The organism is Tardiphaga sp. 839_C3_N1_4 (assembly GCF_051811045.1).
Taxonomy (GTDB): Bacteria; Pseudomonadota; Alphaproteobacteria; order Rhizobiales; family Xanthobacteraceae; genus Tardiphaga.
Genome location: NZ_JBPWQD010000001.1, coordinates 1,955,956 through 1,972,227, shown reverse-complemented (window position 1 = coordinate 1,972,227; position 16,272 = coordinate 1,955,956). Strand labels below are relative to the sequence as shown.

Sequence of the window (16,272 nt, the reverse complement as noted above, 5' to 3'; positions counted from 1 at the left end):
CATGTCGCAACAACTCTTGTTCGCCTTTATCGTGTTCGCCATCGTGATGTTCTTCACGCCCGGCCCGAACAACATCATGCTGCTCGCGTCGGGGCTCAATTTCGGCTTTCGTCGCACGCTGCCGCATGTCTTCGGCGTCACCGTTGGTTTTGCCTTCATGGTCGCCGTCACGGGCCTCGGATTGGGGGCGGTCTTCACCTCCTATCCGGTGCTGCACACCATCCTGAAATATGCCGGCGCGGCGTATCTCGTTTATCTCGCCTTTGCGATCGGGATGTCCGGTCCGCCCAATCCCGGTGACGCCGAACGGCGCCGGCCGATGACGTTTTTCGGCGCCGCGCTGTTTCAATGGGTCAACGTCAAGGGCTGGGTGATGGTGATCGGCACCATCACCGCCTATGCGGCGATTGCGAACTATCCCTGGAACATCCTGCTGCAGGTCACCCTGTCGCTGCTGCTCGGGTTCGTGTCCTGCGTCACCTGGGTGCTGTGCGGCACATCGCTGCAATCGCTGGTAAAATCGCCTGGCGCGGTCAGGGCGTTCAATATCGTCATGGGGCTGCTGCTGCTGGCCTCCCTGTATCCGGTGCTGGTCGAGCTATGAGCCCGACGCGCAGCGTAAAATCACCGTCGCGGGCTTGTCTCGCGGCACCCGTCGCCCTAGAAACCGGCGGCAATTCATGGTCATCCACCACGCGGTGGTGACCCGTTCGAACGGGCAGCTTTGAAATATAGTTGCTGAAGAGAGGAAATACCCATGCGAGTTTATTACGATCGCGACGCCGACCTGAACCTGATCAAGGGCAAGAAGGTCTGCATCGTCGGCTATGGCAGCCAGGGCCATGCCCACGCGCTGAACCTCAAGGACAGCGGCGTCAAGGACGTCGTGATCGCGCTCCGCAAGGGCTCGGCCACCGCGAAGAAGGCGGAAGCCGCCGGCTTCAAGGTGATGGAAGTTGCCGAGGCCGCCAAGTGGGCCGACCTGATGATGATGCTCACCCCGGACGAATTGCAGGGCGACATCTATCGCGACCACATGCACGACAACATGAAGAAGGGCGCTGCGCTCGTCTTCGCACACGGCCTCAACGTGCACTTCAACCTGCTCGATCCGCGTGAAGACTTGGACGTGCTGATGATCGCGCCGAAGGGCCCCGGCCACACCGTGCGTTCGGAATATCAGCGCGGCGGCGGCGTGCCCTGCCTGATCGCGGTTCACAAGGATGTCTCGGGCAACGCCCATGACCTCGGCCTGAGCTATGCCTCGGCAGTGGGCGGCGGCCGCGCCGGCATCATCGAGACCTCGTTCAAGGAAGAGTGCGAAACCGATTTGTTCGGCGAGCAGGCCGTTCTCTGCGGTGGCACCGTCGAGCTGATCCGCGCCGGCTTCGAGACGCTGGTGGAAGCCGGCTACGCGCCGGAAATGGCTTACTTCGAGTGCCTGCACGAGCTGAAGCTGATCGTCGACCTGATCTATGAAGGCGGCATCGCCAACATGAACTACTCGATCTCCAACACGGCGGAATACGGCGAATACGTCACCGGCCCGCGCATCGTCACCTCGGAGACCAAGGCCGAGATGAAGCGCGTGCTGACCGACATCCAGTCCGGCAAGTTCGCCCGCGACTGGATGCTGGAAAACAAGGTCAACCAGGCCTCGTTCAAGGCGACGCGCCAGCGCAATAACGCGCATCCGATCGAGGAAGTGGGCGCCAAGCTCCGCGACATGATGCCGTGGATCAAGGAAAAGGCGCTGGTTGACAAGACCAAGAACTAAGCGCTTTTCAAAATCACAGCTACCAACGGGATCGCGGCAACGCGGTCCCGTTTTAGTTTGCGGGCACTGCCACGCGCGCCCGGCGACGTTTCAGCACGGCAGCTGCGATCCGCAGTGCCATCACCACAATCAACGGCATCAGGAACCAGACATAGTTCGGCATTTGCGGAATGCGCATGCCGAAGCTCACCATGAACTGGAACCAGAGATAATAGATGCCGGTCGTGTGCAGGATGCGCCATGCACGCGGGCCGATCGTGGCCGCCGTCCGGTCGAATGACGTTACCGCCATCGCGATGATGAAGGCATAGCCGATGCCGCCGAAGATGTAGGAGGCGGGCGTCGTTGCCGCAGCGTAGTCAGCGGGCGCCACCGCGGCGAAGCAGCCGATGGCGACAGCGTGGATGGCGTGAGACGCTGCGAAGGTCAGCCCGAGATAACGGCGGTTGCGTCGCAGCCAGCGCGTGCCGGATGTGGGCCACAGCAGGGCCAGCGCGGATGCTGCGAAAGCGAGGCAGAAGAACAGCAGCGAGCTGCGCGCCGTGAACCGGATTACCATCCTGATGCCGTCGACCTCGAAGCCGCGCATGCCGGCGATCCAGACGCTGAGCGCGGTGAGGACCAGCGTCAGTACGGCGAGCAGCCGCCAGCCTTCGAACCAGTTGCGACGACCTGATGTCATGACGTTCCCCTGTGTTGCCATATGTAATCACCAGTTACATTTGGGGCGGGCGATCCAGTCAATTGTGTAATCGGTGATTACATTCACGATACGGTGATGCTATGCTGAGGCATGTCCAAGTCCGCAAAGCCGCCGCCGTCCAGATCAGCATCGAAGCCGCCTGTGCGAAAACGAGCCGCCCGGCCATCGGTCGTGCCACGTGCCGCGAAGGGGCGAACGGCAACATCGCCGAAGACCTATCATCACGGCGATCTGCGCCGTGTGCTGATTGCGGCGGCGCTTGAACTGGCCGAGGAGGGCGGCGCGGATGCCGTCAGCGTGCGCGAGGCTGCGCGCCGTGCCGGAGTTTCGCCGGGAGCGCCGTTCCGGCACTTCCCCAGCCGCAATGACCTGATGAGCGCGGTGGCCGAAGAGGCTCAGCGCCGCTTCCGTAGTGCGATTGCTGCCGCGATCGCCGAAACGTCCTCCGAGGATCCGCTGGTTCGGTTTCGCGCGTTTGGCCTGGCCTATCTGCGCTGGGCGATGAAAAATCCTGCGCATTTCGAGGTGATCTCGAGCGGGAAGTATTTCGCCCATGACCAGTCGGCGGTGGTGCGTGAGGACAATGCCGAACTGATCGACATGACCGGGCAATTGCTCAGTGATGCGCAGGACAGGGGCCAGTTGCGCTCCGCGGATCTCCGCATCATGAAGATCGCAGGTCGCGCGCTGGTCTATGGCTTCGCCCGCATGAATATCGACGGACATTTTCCGCGCTGGGGTGTCGTGGATGCCGAGGCGGATCAGATGGCCGAGGCGATCATCACGCTGTTCGTCGATGGGATCGCAAAGCCTGTCTGAACAGCGATTCCGTTCGAATATGCATCAAGCCTGCGCGGCTTGCTGTCGCAGATCGACAAGAGCGTGCCGATCGTCAAAAACCAATGAGGCCGCGATCCGTAACTCTCGCCGTGACCGCGGCGATGCGGTCTCGGTCCCGGCCGAATTTACGGGCCATCACATCTCAGGTGCTTTTCATGCGATCAATCGTCATCACCGGCGTCTCCACGGGCATCGGCCACGCCACGGCGAAGCTTCTGCTCGCGCGTGGCTTTCGCGTGTTCGGTAGCGTGCGCAGGCAGGCCGATGCCGAGCGCTTGCAAGCCGAGTTCGGCGCAAACTTCATCCCGCTGCTGTTCGATGTAACCGACGAGGCCGCTGTGTTGGCCGCCGCTGCGCAGGTACGCGCCGCGCTGAACGGCGAGACGCTGGCGGGCCTCGTCAACAATGCCGGCGTTGCGGTGCCGGGCGCGCTGCTCGATCTGGCGGTGGATGAATTTCGCGCGCAGATCGAGATCAATGTGATGGGCCCGGTGATCGTCACCAAGGCTTTCGCGCCGCTGCTTGGCGCCGATCCCGCGCTGACGGGCGCGCGCGGGCGCATCGTGATGATGAGTTCGGTGTCTGGCCAGTTCGGCAATCCGCTGCTGTCGCCCTATAGCACCTCGAAATTCGCGCTGGAGGGATTGGCCGAAAGCCTGCGCCGCGAATTCATGCTGTTCGGCATCGATGTGCTGGTGATCGCGCCGGGGGCCGTGCGCACGCCGATCTGGGACAAGGCCGAGGCCATCGATATGGCGCGCTTCGATTCGTCGCCGTTTGTGCCGGCGCTAACGAAGCTGCGCGAGATGCTGATGAAGCTGGCGAAGAACGGGCTGCCGCCGGAGCGGATCGCCGAACTGGTCCACAGGGTGCTGACCGCATCCCGTCCGAAGCTACGCGTGGTGGCTGCAGCCGGTCCAGACCTTCGTCGCCGGCTGGCTGCCAAGGCGTTGGCTGGATCGCATTGTCGGCCGCCAACTTGGGTTGGCGTCGCGCAAGCGAGCTGGCTTCTAGAAACCGGCCGGGAAGGGTCTGAGCGGCCTCATGCCGTGAAAATCACCTTTGCGCGGCCCGGACGTCATCGTGATCGCAGTTGCCAGTGTCGGGCTCGGATAGCCGGAGGGAAGAGGAGGGAATGGGCCAGCCACGCGAACGACGGCGAGGAACGCACCGTCGAGTTCGGTATCCCCGGAGCTGCGGAGAACCTTTGACTCGATCAGGCGACCGCTGCGGTCGACGCGAAAGCCGACGACGGTTTGTCCCCGCACCGACAGCCTGCCGAGATTGCGGGCCGTGCGATTGATCTTGATATCGACGCCGCGGCGCCACTCCGCCATGGCCGGGCCCCGTCGGCTGGGCGCGGAGGACTGTGCGTTCGCTTCGGGAGGGCCAAGCAGAGGTGCAACAAGAACGAGTAACAGGGCTGCGAGAAAAGGCGCGTGACGACGGGTCATACGACGGGACTTTCGGGAATACTCGGATCCAAGTGCAGCAGTAAGCAGGTCAGCGTGTCTGATGTCGTCGCATCCATGCAGGCCTCGTGATCGCTATCTGCTGTTGAAGCTGATCGGCACAGTGAAAACGAGCTTCTTTTTCGGAAGGCCGTTGGGACCGAGAGGGATGGGACTGGCGAGCTGGACGGCCTGCCGGGCCGCGCGGTCGAGCGCTGCAGATCCCGAACTCCTGATGATCCCGATGTCCGTCAGCCTGCCGGACGGCAAGAGCACGAAATGAACCAGGGCCATGCCGCCTTCACCCTCCATGGCCGCCTGCGGCGGATACTGGACGGAGCCGAGGATGCGATAGGTAATGCTTGCTCGCAGGCGGGCGATTTCGGCGGCTCGCACGCGTGCCCGCAGAGCAATGCAATGCGGTTCTTCGGATCTCGCGCATTCATGAGGTGGATGAGCGACACTGCGCGCCTGTACCTGCGCCGCGAACGCGACAAGGACGAGTGCGGCGAGTACCAGCGATACGGCCGAAGCGATCGAGCGGGTGCGCGTATCGCGCAGGCCCGCATCATGGCGTCCTGACGGGACGAACATTGGCGTGGTTATCCTGATGACGATGAGGGCGGTTTGGCTGGCTGCTACCATAGGTATTATATTGCGGAGATGGCATCCGCAAGACTGGGAAGACGGCCGAGACCTGTCTTGCCGCGCCTATGGGTCGCATTTACCTGTCTTGATCTGGTCCTACCAGATTGGTAGGGTCAACCCATGTTTGCCGCAGTCAGCACCGATACGTCCGACGCCGTCCGGAAAATGCTCGAATTCGTCCGGCACCACCGGCTGGCGAAAGGCGATCGGCTGCCGTCGGAGCGCGATCTGTCGGAGCGGTTCGGGGTGACGCGCGGATCGGTCCGCGAGGCGCTGGCGGTGCTCGATGCCATGCGCATCACCGAGCGGAAGCCCAAATCAGGCATCTATCTGCGCAACGCGCTGGAAGACAGCGGGCTCGATGCGCTGGTGCTGCAGGCCGACCTTGGCCTGCCGTTCAGCGCGGAGGTGACGCGCGATGTCACCGAGGCCAGAATTCTTTGCGAGGAACAGGCGTTCAGGCTGGCCTGCCAGCGCCGCACCGACGCCGATCTCGCGAAGCTGCATCAGCTGCTCGACACCTATGCGGCGCTCGTCGCCAAGGGCAGCAACCTCGCCGATGAGGACGTGGCATTCCATCTCGCCGTCGTCGCGTCGAGCCAGAACCGCGTGCTGGTGCGCACGCTGACGCCGCTGATGCTGATGAGCACGGGCTGGCGGCGCCGCTATTTCGCCTCCGCCGAGATCCGCCAGCGCTCGCTCATTGATCACCGCGCTTTCGTTGCGGCGATCGCAGCGCGCGACGAAGCGACAGCCACGATGCTGGTGCATCGCCACGTGCAGACCGCCGCCGAAGACGTGCGAGCGCTGGCCGAGCAGGGCGCCACGGACTCCGACGTTAAGGACTGATCACGACGAACACACGCATCTGACGAGCCGTTCAACAATCCCGACAAACGGGAAGGCTCGGATCGAATACGGCAACGGCCGTCACTTATGGAAACGCAAAAGAAGGACAGAAAATGCGTATCACCACGACTTCCAGGGCCGCGCCAGCGGCCGCCAGCACCATGGCTGCGTTCGCAGCTGCGATTGCTATGGCAGCAAGCCCCGCACTGGCGCAGAAGACATACGGCCCCGGCGCCTCTGACACCGAAATCAAGATCGGCAACACGGTGCCCTATAGCGGTCCGGCCTCAGCCTACGGCATTCTCGGCAAGGCCTACGGCGCCTATTTCAAGAAGATCAACGATGAGGGCGGCATCAACGGGCGCAAGATCGTCTTCATCTCCTATGATGACGCCTATTCGCCGCCGAAGACCGTGGAGCAGACGCGCAAGCTGGTCGAGAGCGACGAGGTGATGGCCATCGTCGGCAATGTCGGTACCGCCGCGAACGCCGCGATCCAGAAATACGTCAATGCCAAGAAGACGCCGCAACTGTTTCTCGCGACCGGCGCTACCCGCTGGAACGATCCGAAGCAGTTTCCGTGGACCATGGGCTGGCTGCCGAGCTACCACGCCGAAGCCGCGGCCTATGCGAAGTATCTCCTGAAGGAGAAGCCGGATGCCAAGATCGGCGTGTTCTATCAGAACGACGATTTCGGCAAGGACTATGTCAAGGGACTGAAGGAAGGCCTTGGCGACAAGGCCTCAACAATGATCGTGATGGAGACGAGCTACGAGGTCTCCGAGCCGACCGTCGACTCCCACATCGTCAAGCTGAAGGCGGCCGGCGTCGATACGATCTTCTCTTTCGCCACCGGCAAGTTCGCCGCGCAGTCGATTAAGAAGGTTGCCGAGCTCGGCTGGAAGCCGTTGCACATCGTGCCTAATGCGAGTTCGTCGCTCGGCAGTGTGCTGCGTCCGGCGGGCCTCGACAATGCGCAGGACGTGGTGTCCGCGACCTTCGCCAAGGATCCTACCGACCCGCAGTGGAAGGACGATCCGGGCATGCAGAAATTCTACGCCTATGTCGAAAAGTACATTCCGGAAGGGAAGGCGATGGAGAGCACCGTGCTGTCCGGCTACAGCATCGCCCAGACCATGGTCGAGGCGCTCCGGCAGTGCGGCGACGATCTCACCCACGAGAACCTGATGAAACAGGCCGCCAACCTCAAGAACGTGCAGCTCGACGGGCTGCTGCCGGGCGTGACGGTCAACACCAGCCCGACCGACTTCTCGCCCATCGACCAGTTCCAGATGATGAGCTTCAAGGGCGAGCGCTGGCAGCGCTTCGGCGAGATCATCAAGGGCGAGACGCCAACCGCAGTGCGGTAGGCGAGGGATGACGACGGCAGGCGGCGCCCGGACCGGCACCTTCTGCGTCGAAAGGTTCATTGTCCGTTCATGACGCCTGTATTACGATTTTGTGACATTCCGCAGGGTCCGGTCGCGGTGTGAGCCGGCTGGTCGTCGCCAGACAGGGCAGTCTTCTTGCCGGGTGTTCGCAGGCAAGCCATGCTGCCGTCGCCGATCTCAGTCTCTCCGGCGCAAGCCGGCCGCCGCTTCAAGGAGCGATTGGCGGCCGCCTGGCAGTATGTTCGGCACTGGCCGCTGCGCACGGCGCTGATCGCTGCGATCCATACGCTCGCGTTCTATGTTCTGGCCTCGGTCGAATACGGCCCGTTCGCAATGACGCTGGCGCTACTCACCTGGGCCTTGCTGAATTTTCTGTTCCTCGCGTTGTTCAAGCGGCCCGGCGTCAGCGCGGTGCTGTCGCTGCTGCTGGTCACGGCGCTGATCGTGCTGTCACAGTTCAAGTTCGGCATCACGCAACTGACGCTGACCTTCCTGGATTTCCTGATCATCGATCGCGACACGATCTCGTTCCTGCATTCGATCTTCCCGCAGCTGCGCACCTGGCTCCTGATCGCCGTTGCCGTCGCTTTGCCGATCCTGTGGCTGATCTGGCGCGCCGATCCGTTCCGCCTGCGCCGCCGCACGGCGCTGGCCTGTGCGGGCGCCTGCCTGGCGGGGATAGTCGGTCTGTCGGCGGCCAATCCCGAGAAGCCATGGGAGCCGTTCCAGGGCGTCAACCACATTTCCAATCTGGCGCGCTCCGGCGTCGTCTCGGTCTCGCATCTGACGGCAACCGGCTGGATCGAGGCGGACTCCAAGAGCCTCGTGAGTTCGGCGCAGGCGTCGCCGATGACCACCTGCGAGCCCGGCGTGAAGCGGCCGAACATCGTGATGGTGCTCGACGAGTCGTCCTTCGACGTGTCGGCGGCACCAGGCGTGAAGGTGCCGGCGGGCTATCATGATTATTTCAAATCTGCCGACGGCCAGCAGCGCGCGTTGATTACCGAATCCAGCGGCGGCCCGACCTGGTACACCGAGTTCAATATCTTCACCGGACTGTCGGCACGCTCTTTCGGTGCGCTGAAATTCTATGTGACGCGTATCGCCGCCGGAAAGATCTCGCGTGGCCTGCCACAGGCGCTGCAGCGCTGCGGCTACAAGACCTTCTCGCTCTATCCGACCTACGGCAATTTCCTCAGCGCGCGCAGCTTCCAAGAGGGCGCCGGCATCGATGGCTTCATCGACATGGCGGCGATGGGCGTCAGCGAGGACATGCAGCCCGACAGGTTCTATTTCGATCAGGCCAGGGATCTTATCGCGCGCGAAAGCAAGACCGACCAGCCGGTCTTCGTGCTGGTCTATCTCACCGCCAATCACTTCCCATGGACCGCGACCTATCGCGACGACCTCACGCCCGCCGGCTGGCAGGCGCCGGGCAATGCGGCTGAGGTGGACGAATATATCCGCCGCCAAGCGATGACGGCTGCGGACTACAAGGCCTTCGTCGCGCAGCTCCAGAAGGACCATCCGACCGAGCCGTTCCTGCTGGTGCGGTTCGGCGACCATCAGCCCGCGATCGCGCAAAAACTGCTCGAGCCCGAACTGCCGCAGCCGAAGCGCGCGGACCGGATCATGACGCATGATGTCAGATACTACACGACCTACTACGCCATCGACGCGCTGAACTACCGGCCCGAACTGTCATCGGCGCTGCCGGTGCTGGATGCTGCCTATCTGCCGCTCATGGTGCAGGAGGCCGCACGCGTGCCGCTCGATGCGTCCTTCATCGAGCAGAAGAAGATCATGCTCCGCTGCAAGGGCGTGTTCTACGGCTGCAAGGGCGGCGACGAAGCCAGCCGGTTCAATCGCTGGCTGATCGATGCGGGGCTGATCAAAGATCTCTGACCCGGCCGGCTGCAGCGGTGAGGGCAGGGTATCTGCTGGTTCCGTCGATCCCGTTCGAGCCAAGTTCATTGCTCGTTCGTGACGATTACATTACAAATTAATGACATATCGCAGTTTCCGGCTGCGACATGCGCCCTCTGGCCGTCGCCAGCCCAGGCCCGAGGCTTCGCCGGTGGTGTTGCGTGCCGCCATGGCGCCTCCGCTCAATCCAGTACCCAGCGTCTCGACAACTGCTGTCGCCGCGCCGACCAGCGTGTGGCGGCTGTTAGCCGTGGCTGCGCCGCATTTCGGCGCGCTGCTGGTGATGTTCCAGACCGAGACCGATCTGGTGGGCCGGGTAGGTTTTGGGCTGGCCTGGGCCATCCTCAACTTCTTCTGGATTGCGCTGCTGCGCCGTCCCGCGTTGTCGGGAGCGCTGTCGCTGACCCTGGTCGTTATCCTCGTGCTGCTGTCGCGGCTGAAGCACGACGTGGTGCAGATGACCGCGAACTTCGTCGACCTGATGGTGATCGATCGCGATACCGCTGCCTTCCTGTTCACGATCTTTCCGAACCTGCGCTGGTCCGCCATTGGCGCTGCCGTCGTGGTGGTGCCACTGATGTATGCGCTGTGGTGGCTCGATCCGTTCCGCATCCGACGGCTGCCGGCGCTGGCCGCGCTGACGGCTTGCCTCGCCGCATTGACGGGATATGCGTTGGCCTGGCCCGATGAAGCCTGGCGCGGCTATTACGATGACGGCTATCTGTCGAAATTCGCGCGCTCCGGCGTCACCGCCGTGTCGGACTTCAGCAGCTACGGTTTCATGGAGTCCGACGCGGTCATCACCGAGCGGCTGAAGTTGCCGTTGGAGGATTCCTGCCATCCGGCGGGACGTCGTCCGCACATCATCATGGTGCATGACGAGTCGTCCTTCGACATCCGTCAGGCCGCCGGCGTGAAGACGCCGAAAGGCTATGGCAGCCACTTCAATTCATGGGATGGCAAGGCGCGCAAATTTCTCGCCGAGAGCAATGGCGGGCCGAGCTGGTTCACCGAATACAACGTACTGGCCGGCCTCTCGTCGCGCTCGTTCGGGCCGTTCTCCTATTTCGTCACGCGCATCGCTTCGGGCCGCGTCGAGCGCGGATTGCCACTGGCGCTGCGCCGCTGCGGCTATAGCACTATCTCGCTCTATCCGGCCTTCGGCGCCTTCATGAGCGCGCGCAGCTTCCAGACCACCACTGGCGTCGAGCGCTTCTATGACGCCAAGGATCTCGGCGCCAGGGGCGTCGAGCCCGACAGCTTCTTCTACGATTCAGCGGCGCGCCTGATGGCCGAGCAGCCGCCGGCCAATCCGCTGTTCATGTTCGTCTATCTCGCCGCCAATCACTTTCCGTGGGAAACCAGGTTTCGCCCGGACATGATGCCGGGCTGGCGAGCGCCCGGCAACGTGCCGGTGGTCGACGAATATCTGCGCCGGCAAGCGATGAGCGTCGATCACTATGGCGCGTTCGTCGCGAAGCTGAAGAAGCAGTTTCCAGCGCAGCCGTTTCTGATCGTACGCTATGGCGATCATCAGCCGGAATTCGCGCCGGGCATTCTCGATCCCAACATGGATGAAGCAGGCCTCGGCAAGAAGCTGCAGAGTTACGACCCGCGCTACTATGCGACCTATTACGCCATCGACGCGATCAATTTCGAACCGGTGAAGAGCGCGACGGTGATGGACACGATCGACGGGCCGTATCTGCCGCTGGTCATCCAGGAAGCTGCAGGCATTCCGCTGGACCCGTCCTTCGAGGAGCAAAAGAAGATCATGCTTCGCTGCAAGGGACTGTTTTACGCCTGCAAGGACGGCGCGGAAGCGCGGCGGTTCAATCGGTTGCTGATCGATGCGGGGATGATCAAGAATTTGTAGATCGGAGTTCGTAGGGTGGGTAGAGCGCAGCGAAACCCATCGCTTTCGTGGCTCGCCATTGATGGGTTTCGCGAAGACGCTCTACCCATCCTACTTTTTCATCCTGTCCCACATCCACCGGGCCACACTCTCCGGCGAGCTCGTCGCATCATTCCCAGCGGCGCGCAGATTGGCCTCGCGCATCAGTGGCAGATCGATCTTGCCGAGCAGCGGCTGCAACGCGCTGCGCAGCTTCTCATCGTCCGCGCGTTTCGGCTTCAGCAGCATGATCGCGTCATAGGGCGGGATCGCATGTTTTGGATCGTCCAGCACCACGAGATCGTATTTCGCGATCAGCCCGTCGCTGGTGTAGCCGGCGATGACATCGACCTCACCGGAGGCAGCGGCGGCATACATGAAGTCCGGTTGCATCGTGCGCTGCGCCCTGAACGACAGGCCATAGGCGGCTTTCAGCCCCGCCCATTCCGGCCGCGAGAAGAATTCGTAATCGCCGGCGATGGTCATGGTGCCACTCAGCGCCGCGAGGTCGGCTGCGGTCTTGATGCCCAGCGCCTGCGCTTTTGTGCGCGGCATCACCAGCGCATAGGCATTGGCGAAACCGAGTTCGCCGAACAGCGTGATGCCTTGTTTCGCCAGCGTCGTCTTCAGCTCGGTCAGCAACTGTTCGCGCGGCAAGATCTCGCTGCGGTGAAACTGATTGGCCCACAGCGTGCCGGAGTAATCGACGTAGACATCGATATCGCCGGAGGCCAGCGCATCGTAGATCACGCTGGAGCCGAGGCCCTGCCGCGTGGTGGCGGGCAGGCCGGCGGCCTGCAGCCGCTGCGACATCAGCGCGGCCAGGATGTATTGTTCGGTGAAGGTCTTGGCGCCGACCACGACACGTGTGCCGGAGCGGGCGAATGACGGCGCAAGTGTGACGATCACCAGTGCCGCGATACCGAGCGCGCCAATGGCGGTGCGGATACGGCTGCGCAGGCGGATGCCGGTCTCGATCAGCGCCAGCAATTGATCGACGGCCAGCGCAAGCACGGCGGCGGCAACGCAGCCGAAGATCACCAGCACCCAGTTCTGCGTCTGCAATCCGGCAAAGATGTAGTTGCCGAGCGAGGTCTGGCCGATCGGCGTCGACAGCGTCGCGGTGCCGATCACCCACACCGCCGAGGTGCGGATGCCGGCCATCATGACCGGCAATGCCAGCGGCAGTTCGACCATGGTCAGCGATTGCCGCGGTGTCATGCCGACGCCCTGCGCGGCCTCGGTGAGCGCGGGGTCGATGCCGTTCAATCCGGTGATTGTGTTGCGCAGCACCGGCAGCATCGAATACAGCGCCAACGCCAGCACCGCGGGCAGGAAACCGAAAGCCGAGAAGTTGAAGCCGAGCCACTGCGCCGACAATGCCGCGAGCGCCAGCAGCAGCGGATAGAACAGGGCCAGCAATGCCAGACCCGGAATGGTCTGCACGATGCTGGCCACACCGAGCAGCGCGCTGCGTAGCACCGGTCGTTGCCGTGCGATAATGGCCAGCGGCAGGCTGATGATGAGACCGAGCGCCAGCGCCGCAAGGCTGACGCGGACATGGCTGCCGAGATAATCCGGCAGATGCCCGAGCGCGTCGCTCCAGCGCGGATCGGTGAACAGGCTCATGTCGCGCCGCCTTGGGGCGCCGCACCATCCTTCGGCAGCAGTATCTGCAGTCGTTCAGCTTGCCGGCGTGGTGTGCCCAGCAACTCGCCGACATAGGGATCGGTGCTTTCGGACAACTCAGTGGGCGTGCCCTCCGCGAGCAGTTTGCCGGAGCGCATCACCGCAACACGATCGGCGAGCAGGATCGCTTCCGTCATGTCATGGGTGATCATGATGGTGGTGAGGCCGAGCTTGTGATGCAGCGCGCGGTAGTCGTCGCCAAGCGCATCGCGGGTCAGGGGATCGAGCGCGCCGAACGGCTCGTCCATCAGCACGATGCGCGGCCTTGCGGCCAGCGCCCGCGCGACGCCGACGCGCTGGCGCTGGCCGCCGGAGAGTTCGTGCGGGAAGCGGTCGCGATGCTGCTCGCGGTCAAGGCGCACGAGATCGAGCAGTTCATCGACACGCGCGGCGATCTCCTTGGGCGGCGTACCGAGCAGTTTCGGCGTGATGCCGATATTGTCGGCGATGCTCATATGCGGAAACAACCCGCCGCTCTGAAACACATAGCCGATGCGCCGGCGCAGTTCGACGGGATCGACCTGTGCGACGTTCTCGTCGGCGATGGTGATGTGTCCCGCGTCCGGTGCGATCAGCCGGTTAGCCAGCCGCATCAGCGTGGTCTTGCCGGAGCCGGAGCCGCCGACCACCGCGAGGAACTCACCCTCCGCGATATCGAGCGAGACACCGTCGACGGCGTGAATGCGGCCGCCGTCGAAGCTCTTGCTGACATGCTGGAAGGCGATCAGGGGGGCAACGGAGGTCATGTCCCGGACTATCACAGCCGTGGCAACCCACCAAGCTTGGCCCAGACGTTGAATTGTCCGCCATGCAGCGCTAAGCCAGTGGCGGAACAAAAACACTTTGGGGAACGCGCGTGCAGGCAGGTGGGGCCGCGGCATCGATGGCGGTGGCGCTTGATGACGCGACGGTGGCGTTCGGTATTGCTGACAACCGCGTCTATACGGCGGTGGAGAAGGCGACACTCCGGGTCGCGGATGGCGAGTTCGTTGCCATCGTCGGGCCGACCGGCTGCGGGAAATCCACATTGCTCAATGTCGCTGCCGGGCTGCTGGCGCCAGCCTCCGGTGCTGTCCGGATCTTCGGTCAGCCGCTGGGCGGACTGAACGCACAGGCGGGCTACCTTTTTCAGGCCGATGCGCTGTTTCCCTGGAAGACCGCCCTCGACAATGTCGCCATCGGGCTGGAGATCGCCGGCATAGCACGCGACACAGCGCTGGCGCGGGCTCAGGACTGGTTGACCTCGGTGGGGCTCGGTGCGTTTGCCGGGCGCTATCCGCATATGCTGTCGGGCGGCCAGCGCAAGCGCGTCGGTCTTGCGCAGGTGCTGATCCGTAATCCGAAGATCCTGCTGATGGACGAACCGTTTGGGCCGCTTGATGCGCAGACCCGGCAGGTTATGGGTAACCTACTGCTCGATCTGTGGAGCAGGGATCGGAAGGCGGTGCTGTTCGTTACTCACGATCTCGAAGAGGCGATCGCGCTGGCCGACCGCGTCGTCATCATGTCAGCGGGGCCAGGCTCGCGCATCATCGGCGACTGGAAAGTGCCGTTGCCGCGGCCGCGCGATATTTTCGAAGTGCGGCTCGACAAGGACTTTCACGCGCTTCACCGCGAGATCTGGAGCGTGCTGAAGGACGAGGTGATGAAGGGCTACGCGCAGTCCGCAGGTATGGGAGCCGCGTCATGACGCGTCCTGTATTGCTGCTGTGTCAGGTGCTCGTCGCCGTGGTCGTCATCGGGCTGTGGCACCTGCTCACGACCGTGCCTGTGCTCGGCCGCATCCTGCTGCCGCCGTTCTTCTTCTCCAACCCCTGGGATGTCGGCAGCCAGATTGTTAGCTGGTTCGCGTCAGGCATTATCTGGAAGCACCTCGGCATCACGCTGCTCGAGTCGGTGCTGGCCTTTGTCATCGGCTCGACACTGGGCGTGCTAATCGGTTTCTGGTTCGCGCGCCAGCCGCGCCTCGCCGCGATTTTCGATCCCTATGTGAAGATGGCCAATGCGCTGCCGCGCGTGGTGCTGGCGCCGATCTTCGCGCTGTGGCTCGGGCTTGGTATCTGGTCGAAAGTCGCGCTCGGCGTCACGCTGGTGTTCTTCATCGTATTCTTCAACGTCTATCAGGGCGTCAAGGAAGTCTCGCCGACAGTGCTCGCCAATGGCCGCATGCTGGGCATGAGCGAGCGGCAATTGATGCGCCATGTGTTCTGGCCATCGGCGCTGTCATGGATGTTCTCGTCGCTGCACACCGCGGTGGGCTTCGCGGTGGTCGGTGCCGTGGTCGGCGAATATCTCGGCTCCGCGGCGGGGCTGGGTTATGTCATCCAGCAGGCGGAAGGTACGTTCGACGTCGCCGGCGTGTTCGCGGGGATGTTCGTGCTGTCGGCCTTCGTGATCGCCATCGATGTGCTGGTATCGGTGGTCGAGAAGCGCTTGCTGGTGTGGAAGCCGGATGGCGCTTCGGGCCGAAACTAGCTGCCGCGGACCCTCCGCATGTTAGAGATCGTCATGCCCGGGCTTGTCCCGGGCATCCACGCCTTGGCCGCAAGCAAGAGAAGACGTGGATGGCCGGGACAAGCCCGGCCATGACGGTGGATAGAGCGTCGCTACTTACGGCAGCGGCTTGGTGTCGTCCGGTGCCTGCGGCGGGGTCTTGATGGCGATGGCGCGGAACGGCTTGCCATCCGGCTTGGTGCCACCATGGGGCGTGCCCTTCGGGATGATGATGAGATCGCCCGCCTTGACCTGAACTTCCTTGTCGCCCAGCCACACCGTGCCGGTGCCTTCCAGTATGTACTGGATCTCGTTGGTGTTGGGATGCATGTGCTTCACCACATTGCCGTCCTGCACCGAGATGGTCGCGCCGTCGGCCTGCATGAACATCTTGGAGCGGAAGCCGGTGGGCGAGGCCGGGCCCAGCGCGTCGCCAACGAGCTCGGGCACATGGATAACCTGGGCGGTGATGTTTTCCGCGGCATGTGCCGGCGTGATGCCCTCGGGCACGAGATGCGTGATCAGGCAGCCGGCGGCGAAGGCGGCGGTGATCGACAGTGTTGCGGTGATGCGCTTCATGAACGTTCCCCCTGGATGACAGTGATTTGCCG

15 protein-coding genes and 1 pseudogene are annotated in these 16,272 nt (G+C 63.2%); 10 read left to right on the top strand and 6 right to left on the bottom strand.

Going from position 1 to position 16,272, the window contains the following annotated elements:
• The first annotated feature begins 1 nt into the window (after nt 1).
• Both AB8A38_RS09575 and ilvC read left to right on the top strand, forming a co-directional pair.
• On the top strand, nt 2–604 hold the full coding sequence (locus tag AB8A38_RS09575) for a LysE family translocator (RefSeq protein WP_439085817.1): 603 nt from the start codon (nt 2–4) through the stop codon (nt 602–604).
• A gap of 153 nt (nt 605–757) precedes the next feature.
• Complete coding sequence (gene ilvC, locus AB8A38_RS09570; protein ID WP_089267877.1) at nt 758–1,777, top strand: ketol-acid reductoisomerase; 1,020 nt, start codon at nt 758–760, stop codon at nt 1,775–1,777.
• 52 nt (nt 1,778–1,829) lie between these two features.
• Here the strand turns inward: ilvC and AB8A38_RS09565 are convergent, their stop codons facing one another.
• Nucleotides 1,830–2,459 carry a hypothetical protein gene (locus AB8A38_RS09565; protein ID WP_439085816.1) on the bottom strand — a complete coding sequence of 210 codons (630 nt, stop codon included), beginning with the start codon at nt 2,457–2,459 and terminating at the stop codon, nt 1,830–1,832.
• Between the two features lie 162 nt (nt 2,460–2,621).
• Here AB8A38_RS09565 and AB8A38_RS09560 point away from each other — a divergent pair, with 162 nt between their 5' ends.
• Nucleotides 2,622–3,299 (top strand): TetR/AcrR family transcriptional regulator, encoded by a 678-nt coding sequence (locus AB8A38_RS09560; RefSeq protein WP_439085815.1) that lies wholly within the window; start codon nt 2,622–2,624, stop codon nt 3,297–3,299.
• A gap of 176 nt (nt 3,300–3,475) precedes the next feature.
• Nucleotides 3,476–4,334 (top strand): annotated as a pseudogene (locus AB8A38_RS09555) (SDR family NAD(P)-dependent oxidoreductase).
• Here AB8A38_RS09555 and AB8A38_RS09550 read toward each other — a convergent pair.
• Together AB8A38_RS09550 and AB8A38_RS09545 are read right to left on the bottom strand one after the other, a co-directional pair.
• On the bottom strand, nt 4,331–4,657 hold the full coding sequence (locus tag AB8A38_RS09550; protein WP_439085814.1) for an energy transducer TonB family protein: 327 nt from the start codon (nt 4,655–4,657) through the stop codon (nt 4,331–4,333). The pseudogene AB8A38_RS09555 and the gene AB8A38_RS09550 sit on opposite strands and share 4 nt — an antisense overlap.
• A gap of 210 nt (nt 4,658–4,867) precedes the next feature.
• On the bottom strand, nt 4,868–5,365 hold the full coding sequence (locus AB8A38_RS09545) for an energy transducer TonB family protein (RefSeq protein WP_439085813.1): 498 nt from the start codon (nt 5,363–5,365) through the stop codon (nt 4,868–4,870).
• 174 nt (nt 5,366–5,539) lie between these two features.
• Here AB8A38_RS09545 and AB8A38_RS09540 point away from each other — a divergent pair, with 174 nt between their 5' ends.
• From AB8A38_RS09540 to AB8A38_RS09525, 4 genes are all read left to right on the top strand, one after another.
• Nucleotides 5,540–6,268 carry a FadR/GntR family transcriptional regulator gene (locus tag AB8A38_RS09540; protein ID WP_439085812.1) on the top strand — a complete coding sequence of 243 codons (729 nt, stop codon included), beginning with the start codon at nt 5,540–5,542 and terminating at the stop codon, nt 6,266–6,268.
• Between the two features lie 113 nt (nt 6,269–6,381).
• Nucleotides 6,382–7,638 carry an ABC transporter substrate-binding protein gene (locus AB8A38_RS09535; protein WP_315841372.1) on the top strand — a complete coding sequence of 419 codons (1,257 nt, stop codon included), beginning with the start codon at nt 6,382–6,384 and terminating at the stop codon, nt 7,636–7,638.
• Between the two features lie 180 nt (nt 7,639–7,818).
• Nucleotides 7,819–9,564: a sulfatase-like hydrolase/transferase gene (locus AB8A38_RS09530; RefSeq protein WP_439085811.1), complete on the top strand. Its 1,746-nt coding sequence runs from the start codon at nt 7,819–7,821 to the stop codon at nt 9,562–9,564.
• 190 nt (nt 9,565–9,754) lie between these two features.
• Nucleotides 9,755–11,461: a sulfatase-like hydrolase/transferase gene (locus AB8A38_RS09525; RefSeq protein WP_439088483.1), complete on the top strand. Its 1,707-nt coding sequence runs from the start codon at nt 9,755–9,757 to the stop codon at nt 11,459–11,461.
• Nucleotides 11,462–11,551: 90 nt separating this feature from the next.
• Here the strand turns inward: AB8A38_RS09525 and AB8A38_RS09520 are convergent, their stop codons facing one another.
• Nucleotides 11,552–13,108 (bottom strand): ABC transporter permease/substrate-binding protein, encoded by a 1,557-nt coding sequence (locus AB8A38_RS09520; RefSeq protein WP_439085810.1) that lies wholly within the window; start codon nt 13,106–13,108, stop codon nt 11,552–11,554.
• Entirely contained in the window at nt 13,105–13,914 is an 810-nt protein-coding gene (locus AB8A38_RS09515; protein ID WP_439085809.1) for an ATP-binding cassette domain-containing protein, read from the bottom strand. The genes AB8A38_RS09520 and AB8A38_RS09515 overlap by 4 nt, the downstream gene beginning before the upstream one ends.
• Before the next feature lie 137 nt (nt 13,915–14,051).
• On the opposite strand from AB8A38_RS09515, the gene AB8A38_RS09510 reads away from it, so the two are divergent.
• Nucleotides 14,052–14,858: an ABC transporter ATP-binding protein gene (locus AB8A38_RS09510; protein ID WP_439088482.1), complete on the top strand. Its 807-nt coding sequence runs from the start codon at nt 14,052–14,054 to the stop codon at nt 14,856–14,858.
• Complete coding sequence (locus AB8A38_RS09505) at nt 14,855–15,643, top strand: ABC transporter permease (protein WP_439085808.1); 789 nt, start codon at nt 14,855–14,857, stop codon at nt 15,641–15,643. The genes AB8A38_RS09510 and AB8A38_RS09505 overlap by 4 nt, the downstream gene beginning before the upstream one ends.
• 135 nt (nt 15,644–15,778) lie before the next feature.
• On the opposite strand, the gene AB8A38_RS09500 is transcribed toward AB8A38_RS09505, so the two are convergent.
• The gene (locus AB8A38_RS09500; RefSeq protein WP_175366846.1) at nt 15,779–16,240 is read right to left on the bottom strand and encodes a cupin domain-containing protein; all 462 of its coding nucleotides are present in this window, start codon (nt 16,238–16,240) and stop codon (nt 15,779–15,781) included.
• Between the last annotated feature and the right edge of the window lie 32 nt (nt 16,241–16,272).

Bases quoted from the DNA above. Each gene is read 5' to 3' on its own strand.
- AB8A38_RS09510 (WP_439088482.1), top strand. From the start codon at position 14,052: ATGGCGGTGGCGCTTGATGACGCGACGGTGGCGTTCGGTATTGCTGAC.
- AB8A38_RS09530 (WP_439085811.1), top strand. From the start codon at position 7,819: ATGCTGCCGTCGCCGATCTCAGTCTCTCCGGCGCAAGCCGGCCGCCGC.
- AB8A38_RS09515 (WP_439085809.1), bottom strand. From the start codon at position 13,914: ATGACCTCCGTTGCCCCCCTGATCGCCTTCCAGCATGTCAGCAAGAGC.
- AB8A38_RS09500 (WP_175366846.1), bottom strand. From the start codon at position 16,240: ATGAAGCGCATCACCGCAACACTGTCGATCACCGCCGCCTTCGCCGCC.
- AB8A38_RS09535 (WP_315841372.1), top strand. From the start codon at position 6,382: ATGCGTATCACCACGACTTCCAGGGCCGCGCCAGCGGCCGCCAGCACC.
- ilvC (WP_089267877.1), top strand. From the start codon at position 758: ATGCGAGTTTATTACGATCGCGACGCCGACCTGAACCTGATCAAGGGC.
- AB8A38_RS09540 (WP_439085812.1), top strand. From the start codon at position 5,540: ATGTTTGCCGCAGTCAGCACCGATACGTCCGACGCCGTCCGGAAAATG.
- AB8A38_RS09520 (WP_439085810.1), bottom strand. From the start codon at position 13,108: ATGAGCCTGTTCACCGATCCGCGCTGGAGCGACGCGCTCGGGCATCTG.
- AB8A38_RS09575 (WP_439085817.1), top strand. From the start codon at position 2: ATGTCGCAACAACTCTTGTTCGCCTTTATCGTGTTCGCCATCGTGATG.
- AB8A38_RS09565 (WP_439085816.1), bottom strand. From the start codon at position 2,459: ATGACATCAGGTCGTCGCAACTGGTTCGAAGGCTGGCGGCTGCTCGCC.
- AB8A38_RS09525 (WP_439088483.1), top strand. From the start codon at position 9,755: ATGGCGCCTCCGCTCAATCCAGTACCCAGCGTCTCGACAACTGCTGTC.
- AB8A38_RS09545 (WP_439085813.1), bottom strand. From the start codon at position 5,365: ATGTTCGTCCCGTCAGGACGCCATGATGCGGGCCTGCGCGATACGCGC.
- AB8A38_RS09505 (WP_439085808.1), top strand. From the start codon at position 14,855: ATGACGCGTCCTGTATTGCTGCTGTGTCAGGTGCTCGTCGCCGTGGTC.
- AB8A38_RS09550 (WP_439085814.1), bottom strand. From the start codon at position 4,657: ATGGCGGAGTGGCGCCGCGGCGTCGATATCAAGATCAATCGCACGGCC.